The organism is Actinosynnema sp. (assembly GCF_052038725.1).
Map to the genome: position 1 here is coordinate 1 of NZ_JBQGCX010000068.1, position 9744 is coordinate 9744.

Here is a 9744-nt window from a genome sequence, read left to right on the forward strand (position 1 = left end):
GGTTCCGGCCGGTTGTGGTGCGAACGACCGACAGCCTGTCCGGCTCACCGGGAATAGCGTTCGGCGCGTCCGACGAGAACCTGAGGAGCCCGGCGTGAAGTCCTTCCGCAGCAGCCTGTTCGCCGCAGTCGGCGCAGCCGCCGTCCTGCTGTCCGCCTGCGGCAGCGAGACGAGCGGCACGGCGCTGCCCGCGGCCGACGCCACCGCGTCCTCCACCGCCGAGGAGGGCGCCCCGACCTCGTCCTCGGCCGCGAAGTCCTCCGCCGCCAAGTCCACCGCCGCCGACGCGCCCGTCGCGTCCGGCGACGTGGCCGCGCCCGGCAGCGAGTTCGAGGTCGGCCAGCGCGCGGTGGTCAACTTCAAGTACGGCACCAGCAAGACCGGCGTCATCGCCATCACGGTCGACTCGATCGAGGCAGGCGACCCGGCGGACCTCGCCAAGTACGGCGACAAGGCCGCGGGCATCACGCCCTTCTACATCCGGGCCACCGTCGAGAACGTCGGCGGCACCGACCTGGCGTACTCGTCGCTGCGCCTGCGCGGCATCAAGGCGGACGGCAAGACCAGCAGCGTGATCATCACCGGCGAGACGGACAACTGCCAGACCGTCAACGCGGGCAAGGACTTCACCACCGCCGGGGCCAAGTTCCAGACCTGCGTCCTGCAGGCGGGCAACGCCGCGGAGAAGATCACCGGCGCCAAGTACGACGCCGCCGAGGAGTACACGAAGTCGCCCGTGGTGTGGAAGGGATGACCCGATCGGGGGGTCGGATCGCTGCTAGGGTCCGCGGCGTCAGGTAGCCGAACGCCGGGGAGCCCAGGCCGTGTCCGCTTCCGTGTCCGTCTCTGGTCGGGAAATGGTCGTGTTCAGCGGGAGCGCGCACCCGGAGCTGGCGGAGGAGATCTGCGCCGAGCTGGGGGTGCCGCTGTCGCCGACGAGGGTGACGAGGTTCGCCAACGACTGCCTGGAGGTGCAGTTGCAGGCCAACTGCCGCGAGCGGGACGTGTTCGTCGTCCAGCCGCTCGTGCCGCCGGTGCAGGAGAACCTGGTCGAACTGCTGCTGATGTTGGACGCCGCGAGGGGTGCGTCCGCGTCGCGGACGACCGTGGTGATGCCGCACTTCGCGTACGCCAGGTCCGACAAGAAGGACGCGCCGAGGATCTCCATCGGGGCGCGGCTGGTGGCCGACCTGCTGGTGACGGCGGGCGCGGGCCGGGTGCTGGCGATGACGCTGCACTCGCCGCAGGTGCACGGGTTCTTCTCGGTGCCGGTGGACCACCTGCACGCGCTGCACGAGCTGGCGGTGCACTTCCGGCGGTACGACCTGTCGAACGCGGTGGTGCTGTCCCCGGACCTGGGCAACGCGAAGGCGGCGTCGGCGTTCGCCCGGCTGCTCGGGGTGCCGGTGGCGGCGGGCGCGAAGCAGCGGTTCGGCGACGACCGGGTGGTCATCAGCTCGGTGATCGGGGACGTCCGGGGGAAGGACGTCATCGTGCTGGACGACGAGATCGCCAAGGGCAGCACGGTGATCGAGCTGATGGACCACCTCGCGGAGTTCGACGTCGCCTCGCTGCGGATCGCCTGCACGCACGGGCTGTTCTCGGACAAGGCGGTCGAGCGGATCGGGGAGCGCGACGAGGTGCTGGAGATCGTGTGCACGAACACGGTCCCGGTGCCCGAGGAGAAGCGCTCGGGGAAGCTGAAGGTGCTGTCGGTGGCGGGTCCCCTGGCGGAGGCGATGCGGCGCATCCACAACGGGGAGTCGGTGAGCGCGCTCTTCGAGCACTGAGGTGACGCGGGCGCGGTGGAACCCTTCCGGCACCGGGGGTCCGCCGCGCCCGTTCGTCCACAGAGCATTGCGGCGGCTACCGGAACTCGGCCGTCACCAGCAACCTCAGGTACGCCACCAACCAGCTCTCCTCGCCGGGCGCCGCCGCGAAGGCCGACAGCAGCTCCGCCGCCTTCGCCAGCCCCGCCCGGCGCAGCTCGGCCTCCGCCGCCGCCAACCGGCCCGGCATCGTCGCCGCCAGGTGCTCCAGCCCCCGGTGCGCCGCCTCCGCGCACAGCGACAGCGCCGACTCCAGCACCTCCGCCAGCACGTCCGGCCCCGCGAGCACCTCGCCGACCAGCCCGCCCACCTCGCCACCGGCCAGGTCGGGCACCACCGGGCCGTCCGGCGTCAGCACCGCGAACGGGGTGATCACCAGCCGCCCGCCGGTGCGGCTCAGCGCCCCGCTCACGTGCGTCGCCCCCGCCGCCAGCGCCCCGGCCAGCGCGTCCAGCGCCGTCGGGGTCGTGCTGCGGTAGGTGGCGCGCACCAGCGCCGTCGTGCCCGCCGCGTCCGCCACCACCGCCTCCAGCCGCTGCGCGCCGGGGTCGTACCCGACCGACCGCACCGCGGCGACCTCCACCACCCGCACGTGCTCGGCCTCGACCCTGGCCCGCACCACGCGCGGCGCCAGCGCCGCCAGCTCCGCCCCGGCCGCCGCCAGGTCGCGCACCAGCACCGGGGCCCGCAGCCCCGTCCACGCCGAGCCCAGCGGCGTCACCGACGTCCTCGCCACCCGGCTCGGGCTGCGCACCGCCGACTCCGACACCACGTTCGCCGCCGCCAGCGCGCCCAGCGTCGTCCCGGACAGCCTGCGCCCGGCCAGGTCGTGCCCGGTCGGCCGCTCGTCCGCGCCGAGCTGCCACCGGTGCCGCAGCACCAGCACCCCGTCGCCGTCCGCGAAGAACACCTCCGCCGTGCGGTCCTCGCTGGTGCCCGTCACCCGGCAGCCCAGCGAGGTCAGCCGCACCCGCCGCATCGGCGTCTCGGCGGCCTCGTCGAAGCCGAGCACCGTCGAGCGCGGCCCGGTCGCCCGCGCCCGCGCGCGCACCTCCGCCACCAGCTCCGCGACCCGCTCCACCCGGTGCCTGGCCCCGCGCGCCCGGTACGCCGCCAGCTGCTCGGCCAGCTCACCGACCGCGGCGGCGGGCCAGTGCATCCCGGCCGCCGTCAGGTCCCGCCGCGACCGCTCCAGCGCCGCGTCCAGCACCGGCCCGGTGTGCACCGCGCCCTCCCGCAGCAGCTGACCGGTCAGCTCCACCGCCTCCGCCCCCGGGGCCGGCCCGTCACCGGACCCACCGCCCGGCCCGGCCGAACCGCCCGCGTCGAACCGCACCACCGGGTCCGCGAACCCGCGCTCGTCCGCCTCCCGGAACGCCAGCACCGCCAGCGCCACCAGCTGGTCCCGCCGCAGCGCCGCCGCGTCCGTGCTCGCGTACCCCAGCTCGCCGGGCACCAGGAACCGCACCGTCGCCGACGGCAGCTCCGCCACCGCCACCGGGTCCCCGGTGCCCGCCCTGCGCAGCACCACCGGCACCCCGGACCGCAGCACCCGCCGCGCCGCCGCCACCGCCCGCTCGCCGAACGCCGCCACCAGCTCCGCGTCCGGCACCGACCCCGGCGACCACGGCGCGCGGACCTCCTCCTCCGCGCCCCCGTGCTCGCGCTGGTAGGCCAGCACCACCGCGATCCGGTGCCTGCACGCCCCGCGCGCCCCGCACGAGCACGACGCCGCGTCCAGCCCGACGCCCGGCGGCAGCACCGCCGTCACCCCGTCCGGGAACACGCCGGTGACCGCGCCGTCGTCCGCCACCCCCAGCACGGGCCCGGCGCCCGCCTCCACCTCGCGGGTCGCCCGCTTCACCAGGCCCCGGTTGGCCAGGTCGACCAGCGCCTCGGACGTCAGCGCCAACAGGTCGGCACGCCGCACTACCCCATCCTCTCCGCGACGAACTCCGCCAGCTCGCCCGGCGTCATCGCGCCCACGTGCGCGCCGACGTTCGCCAGCCGCTGCGCCATGTCCCGGTCGTAGGCGGGCGCCGCCTCCTCGTCCAGCGCCGCCAGCCCCAGCACCTGCGCGCCCTGCGCGGCCAGGTCCCGCACCACGCGCACCAGCCTGCGCTCGTCACCGCCCTCGTAGAAGTCGGTGATCAGCACGACGATCGACCGCCTCGGGGTCTCCACCAGGCCCGCCGCGTACGCCATCGCCTTCGCGATGTCCGTGCCGCCGCCCAGCTGCACCTTCATCAGCAGCTCGACCGGGTCGGTGACGTCGCTGGTCAGGTCCACCACCTGGGTGTCGAACGCGACCAGGTGCGTCTTGAGGCCGGGCAGGTTCCACAGGCACGCCGCCGTCACCGCCGAGTGGATCACCGAGCCCGCCATCGACCCGGACTGGTCCACCACCAGCACCAGCTGCCAGGAGTCCAGGTGCTTGCGGGTGCGGGAGGTGAACCTCGGCTCCTCGATCGAGATCCGCCGCGTCCGCGGCTCGTAGTGCGCCAGGTTCGCGCGGATCGTGCCCCGGAAGTCGAAGTTCCTGGCCTGCTTGAAGTTCGACCGCCTGCGCGAGCGGGCCCCGGTGAACGAGCGCCGCACCTCGCGGGCCAGCCGCGCCACCAGGTCCCGCACCACGGCCTCCACGATGCGCCGCGCCATCGCGAGCACCGCCGGGTTCATCAGGTGCTTGGTGCGCATGACCGCGCGCAGCAGCGCCACGCTCGGCTCGACCCGCTCCAGCACGCCGGGGTCGGTGACCACCTCGGTGATGCCGTAGGTCTCGACGGCGTCCCGCTCCAGCCGCTCGATCGTGCGGCGCGGGAACAGCCGGTGCACGTCGTCCAGCCAGTCCACCACCCGCAGCACCGAGTCGCCGCTGCCCGAGCGCCGCACGTCCCGCTGGTCCAGCCCCTCGTCCCGCTCGTACAGCCAGGCGAGCGCGGCGTCGCGGTCCAGCGCGTCGCCACCCAGCCCGCCCGCGCACCCGTCGGCGGGGCTGCCCAGGACCAGCCGCCACCGCTCCATCCCGTCGCTCACGCCAACCCCTCCCGCGCCAGCAGCCCGTCCACGAACGCCTCCAGCCTGGTGGCCTCCACGTGCAGCGCCGGGTCCACCCGCGAGCGCACCAGCTCGCGCGCCGACCCGTCCACGCCCCGGTGCGCCAGCAGCAGCCCGGCGATGCGCTCCCGCTCGGCGGGCGGGAAGAACGCGAACGCCTGGCGCAGCGCGGGCAGCGCCTCCAGGAAGTCGTCGCCGGTGAAGCCCTCCACCACCTCGTCCAGCACCGCGATCACGCCCGGCGCGCCCAGGACCTCCTCGCGGGCGAGGGCGAACAGCCCGGCCAGCCAGTCGCCGACCACCGGGGCCGACGAGGTGCCGCGCACCGCGGCCTCCGGGTCGGCCTGCGCCCCCAGCGCCCAGGCCAGCCCGAACCCGGCGCCGCGCAGGTCCGGCGGCGAGCCGGGGTCGCGGCTGATCCGCAGGCCGACGTCCGCCACCGCGTCCCGGCCGAGGCCGAGCACGGCGGGCGCGTGCACCGCGGTGTCGCGGACCGCGGCGAGCGCGGTGAGCCGGTGCGGCTCGGCCGGGTCCGTCGCGCCCCGCAGGCCCTCGGCCAGCCACAGCGCGCGCGTCACCCCGGCGTCCAGCACCAGGCCCAGGCGCGGGTCGCGGGCGGAGCCGAACACCCGGTCGTGCCGCCACAGGCCCAGCACGTCGGCCAGCACCCCGCCCAGCTCGACCAGGTCGGGGGCGCGGCCGACGCCCGCGACGAGCGTGTCGAGCACGTCGTCGGGCAGGTCGCCCACCCCGCACAGGGCGGTGTCGAACAGCAGCGCGGACAGGTCCCCGATCCCGGCGTCCCGAGCCCGCTCGCGCAGCACCGCGCCCGCCGCCTCGGCGGGGGTGGCGCCGTGCGCGGCGGCCTCGATCAGCGCGGGCACGCGGGTGTCCCGGTCGACCAGCCGCCACCGCTCCAGGACCTCGGGGTCACCGCCGCCTCCGGGTCCCGAGGCGCGCTCCAGTCCGGGGACGTCCAGCACGCGCAGCCGGTGCAGCAACCTGCTGCGCTCCAGCCCGCGCGGGTCGGTGAGGTCGAGGTCGACGGTCCGGTCGCCGTCGAGGCCGAGCGCGGCCATCGACTCCTGGACGCTCGCCACCAGCGGCGGCGCCGGCGTGTCCGGGTGCAACCGGCCGACCCGGTCCCCGCTGAGCGCGGCGACCATCTCGACCACGGCCGGGTGCGCGCCGGGCGCGAGCACCCCCCGCCGGGTCCACGGGGGCGGCTGGGTGAGGTCCTCGGAGCCGCGCGCCGAGGTGAGCCCGTCGAGCACGTCGACCCGCGCGGGCACCGGGTGCCCGCGCAGCGCGGCGAGCCCCTCGGCCTGGGTGCGGGCGGCGATGAGGTCCGCGGTGGACACCGCCTGCTTGCGCCCGCGCAACCGCGTGACCACCGCCTCCAGCAACCCCTCGGCCGCCCCGCGCCTCCCGGACTCCCAGAGCCGCTGGTAGTAGGCGGGGGAGGGCATCCCGGACTCGTAGCCGGTGAACGCGTCCAGGCGGCGGAAGGAGTACGGGACCAGGTAGCTGGCGCCGACCGAACCGGGGGCCGGTCGGGGCACCTCGGGCCAGCCGGAGGGGGTGGGGGAGTCGGTGGTGGTCTTGGGGGAGGGCTGGTCGGTGGCGGGCTCGGAGCCGGAGCTATCCCTGGTGCCGGTGCCGGTGCCGGTGCCGGTGCCGGTGCGGGGGCCAGGGCCGGTGCCGTGCCCGGAGCCGGAGCCAGTGCCGGGGCCGTGCCCGGAGCCGGAGCCGGAGCCATCCCCGGAGCCGGTGCCGGAGCCATCCCCGGTGCCGGAGCCATTGCCGGTGCCGTGCCCGGTGCCAGCGCCGGTGCCGTGCCCGGAGCCGGTGCCAGAGCCAGAGCCAGAGTCGGTCGCGGGAGCGGCCTGGGCGGGGCTGCCCATGACCTCGGGGACCGCGCCTCCGCGCGAAGCGCCCTCGGCGGCGGGCCCATCGTCTGCCGAGTCGCCGCCCGCAGGGCGGTTGGTGCCGCCGTCCGCCGACGCGGCGACGCCCGCCGGGCCTGCGGCCCGGAGCGGTGCGGCGGTGCGCGGCTGCTCGGCGCGGCCCGCGTGGAAGGGAGCCGCCTTCGGGTCGGTCTCCCCGTCCAGCTCGCCGTTCCCGCTCGGCTCGTCGTCCCTGTTCGGCTCGTCGTCCCTGTTCGGCTGGCCGCCCCCGCTCGGCTCGTCGCCCCCACCCGCCATCGGCGGCGCCAGAACCCCGTGGTCCGCCCACTCCGGCATCTGCCTGCCCTCCACCAGGGCGCGCAGCGCGGGCGTGTGGAAGCCGCCCGTCACCACGACCACCGGGGCGTCGCCCGCGTCGGCCAGCGCGGCGCGGACCCAGGACGCCATGTGCTCCTCGCGGGCCCGGTCGCCGTCGCTCGCCTCGGCGCCGCCGCGGATCAGGTCGAAGTACGCGTCCAGCCGTTCGGCCAGGCCGTCCCGGTCCGGGATCTCGAACAGGTGGTCCCACAGCGCGTCCACGTTGTCGACCGCGAACTCCGCGCACAGCAGCTCCACCGCCCGCGCGTGCCTGACCGCCGCGTCCGCGTACCGGTTCCGCACGTCCCAGAACGCCGGGTGCCAGGACGGCAGGTCGATGAACCGCACCTGCGCGCCCACCTCCCGCCCCGCGGTCAGCGCCCCCCACTCCGGCGAGGACTCGCAGAACGGGCTCCACGACGCGTGCGCCCGCTCCTCGTCGCGCCGGTAGCTGTACAGCGCGATCGGCAGCTCGTGCCCCAGCAGCAGCTCGTCCAGCCGCCCGTTGACGTCGGCGGGCCCCTCCACCAGCACGTGCGCGGGCCGCAGCCTGCGGATCACCTCGTCGACCAGCGAGCTGCACGCCGGGCTGTGGTGCCGCACGCCCAGGTAGACCGCGCCCATCAGCCGGGCAGCAGGTGTCGGGCCCGGTGCAGCTCGGACCACTGCTCGCCCTTGCGGCGACCGGCCTGCTGCTCCAGGTAGCGCCGCAGCTTGGCCAGGTCGTCCGGGCTGTCCTTGGCCGCCGTGCCCGCCAGGCACTCGACCACGTCCGCCGCCGTGCCCGCCTCGCCGCGCAGGTACCAGCCGCGCAGGCCCACCGCGTGCGCCACCGACACGGCCTCCGCCGTGCTCATCACCGTGCTGAGCCGGTCCGCCTGCCCGCTGCCGCCCTCGCGCAGGTCGCGGAACGTGCGCACCAGCACCTCCAGCACGTCCCGGCGCGGCGGCACGCCCACCCCGGACCGCTCCAGCAGCTTCGCCGACTCCTGCTCGACCAGCTCCAGCTCGGTGCGCAGGTCCGCGATCGGGAACACGGTCTCGAAGTTGAACCGCCGCTTCAGCGCCGCGCTCATCTCGTTCACGCCCCGGTCGCGGGTGTTCGCGGTGGCGATCACGTTGAACCCGGCCTTCGCGAACACCATGCTGTCGCGCCCGATCAGCTCCGGCACCGCCACGACCCGCTCGGACAGCAGCGACAACATGCAGTCCTGCACCTCCAGCGGGCAGCGGGTGATCTCCTCGAACCGCACCACCTTGCCCTCGGCCATGCCGCGCAGCATCGGCGCGGGCACCAGCGAGCGCGGCGACGGGCCCTCGGCGACCAGCAGCGCGTAGTTCCACGAGTACTTGATCTGGTCCTCGGTGGTGGCCGCGCCGCCCTGGATGGTCAGCGTCGACTCGCCGCACACAGCCGCCGCGATCAGCTCGGACAGCAGCGACTTGGCGGTGCCCGGCTCGCCGACCAGCATCAGGCCCCGGCTGGTGGCCAGGGTGACGAGCGAGCGGTCGACCAGCGACGGATCGCCGACGAACTTGCGGCTCACGCCGAGCTTGTCGTCGCCGACCACGAACCGGCGGGCGGCGTCCAGGCTCAGCGCCCAGCCCGGCGGTCGGTGCGCTCGGTCGGACTCGCGCAGCCTGGCCAGCTCGTCGGCGAACCGCACCTCGGCTGGCGGGCGCTGCAGGTCGTCGGGGAAGTCGGTGTCGGACACGGCGGAACCCTCGGTCTCCTCGGTGCGGACGGGTGGGCAGGCGGGTGGCACGGGTGCTGCGCCTGCGGAAAATACCTGGTCAAGTGGGTGCGGGCGGGGTGGTTCAGCGGATCAGGCCGTCGAGGTCGCCCAGCACCTCGGACAGCGCGACCGGGTCGGCGGTCCCGAACCGGTGCACGCGCTCGCCCTCGGCCGTCGGCCCGTGGTCGGTGATCCACACCTCGGTGATCCGCTGCTCGTCCTGCGCCGGGTCGTGCTCGCGGTCCACACCGGGGTCGAGGCCGACCACGACGGCGCGCCCGTCCGGCAGCGGTCGCTGCACCCGGTCGATCACCCCGCCGTTGCCCCGGCCGTCGTGCTCCCAGCCGCTCCGCAGCAGCCCGAGCACCTTCCCGCGCGGCACCGGCCGGTCGTGGAACCTGACCAGCGCGGTCGCCCCGGCCTCCTCCTCGGTGAGCCGGTGCACCGGTCTGCCCAGCTGCGGGACCGGCTGGAGCACCGCGTGGTCGGCCAGCAGCTCCGCCCACGCCGCCAGGTCGTCGCCCAGCCCCATGGGGTGGGCCAGCGCCACCCGGTCCTCCGGGCCCAGCTCCACCGGGGCCTCGCGCAGGTCGCTGAGCGTGCGGTCCTCGGCCAGCCGGAACGCGCGCCCCGCCCCGGTGGTCCACACCAGTCTGCGGGCCAGGTGCCACACCAGCGGGTGGCGTGCGAACAGCGCCGTGAACTCCTCCGCGCTCCACGTCCGCCCCGTCAGCATCGCCTGCTCCAGGCGGATGACCTGCCCGGCCGCAGCGGTGCGCACGTCCTTCTTCAGCGCCGCGTACCGCCGCGGCGCCTCGGGCGCGAGCACTCGGTTGTCCCGCGCGCCCGGCTTGGGCA

Annotated in this window: 7 protein-coding genes; 2 read left to right on the forward strand and 5 right to left on the reverse strand. The window is 75.7% G+C overall.

The window, feature by feature from the left end; translation table 11 throughout:
- The first annotated feature begins 94 nt into the window (after positions 1-94).
- Positions 95-754: a hypothetical protein gene (locus ACTUAL_RS01330; protein WP_096492424.1), complete on the forward strand. Its 660-nt coding sequence runs from the start codon at positions 95-97 to the stop codon at positions 752-754.
- A 103-nt stretch (positions 755-857) separates the two neighbouring features.
- On the forward strand, positions 858-1790 hold the full coding sequence (locus ACTUAL_RS01335) for a ribose-phosphate diphosphokinase (protein WP_440898973.1): 933 nt from the start codon (positions 858-860) through the stop codon (positions 1788-1790).
- Between the two features lie 76 nt (positions 1791-1866).
- Here ACTUAL_RS01335 and ACTUAL_RS01340 read toward each other — a convergent pair whose 3' ends face one another.
- The 5 genes from ACTUAL_RS01340 to ACTUAL_RS01360 all read right to left on the reverse strand — a co-directional run.
- Positions 1867-3759, reverse strand: a complete 1893-nt coding sequence (locus ACTUAL_RS01340; protein ID WP_440898974.1) for an SWIM zinc finger family protein — start codon at positions 3757-3759, stop codon at positions 1867-1869.
- Positions 3759-4865, reverse strand: a complete 1107-nt coding sequence (locus tag ACTUAL_RS01345; protein WP_440898975.1) for a VWA domain-containing protein — start codon at positions 4863-4865, stop codon at positions 3759-3761. The genes ACTUAL_RS01340 and ACTUAL_RS01345 overlap by 1 nt, the downstream gene beginning before the upstream one ends.
- Entirely contained in the window at positions 4862-7774 is a 2913-nt protein-coding gene (locus ACTUAL_RS01350) for a DUF5682 family protein (protein ID WP_440898976.1), read from the reverse strand. Before ACTUAL_RS01350 ends, ACTUAL_RS01345 begins: the two co-directional genes overlap by 4 nt.
- A complete protein-coding gene (locus ACTUAL_RS01355) occupies positions 7774-8865 on the reverse strand; it encodes an ATP-binding protein (protein WP_015800724.1) in 1092 nt (363 codons plus the stop codon). Before ACTUAL_RS01355 ends, ACTUAL_RS01350 begins: the two co-directional genes overlap by 1 nt.
- A gap of 103 nt (positions 8866-8968) precedes the next feature.
- Positions 8969-9744: DUF4132 domain-containing protein (locus ACTUAL_RS01360; protein WP_440898977.1), on the reverse strand; the 776-nt coding region annotated here is incomplete at its 5' end.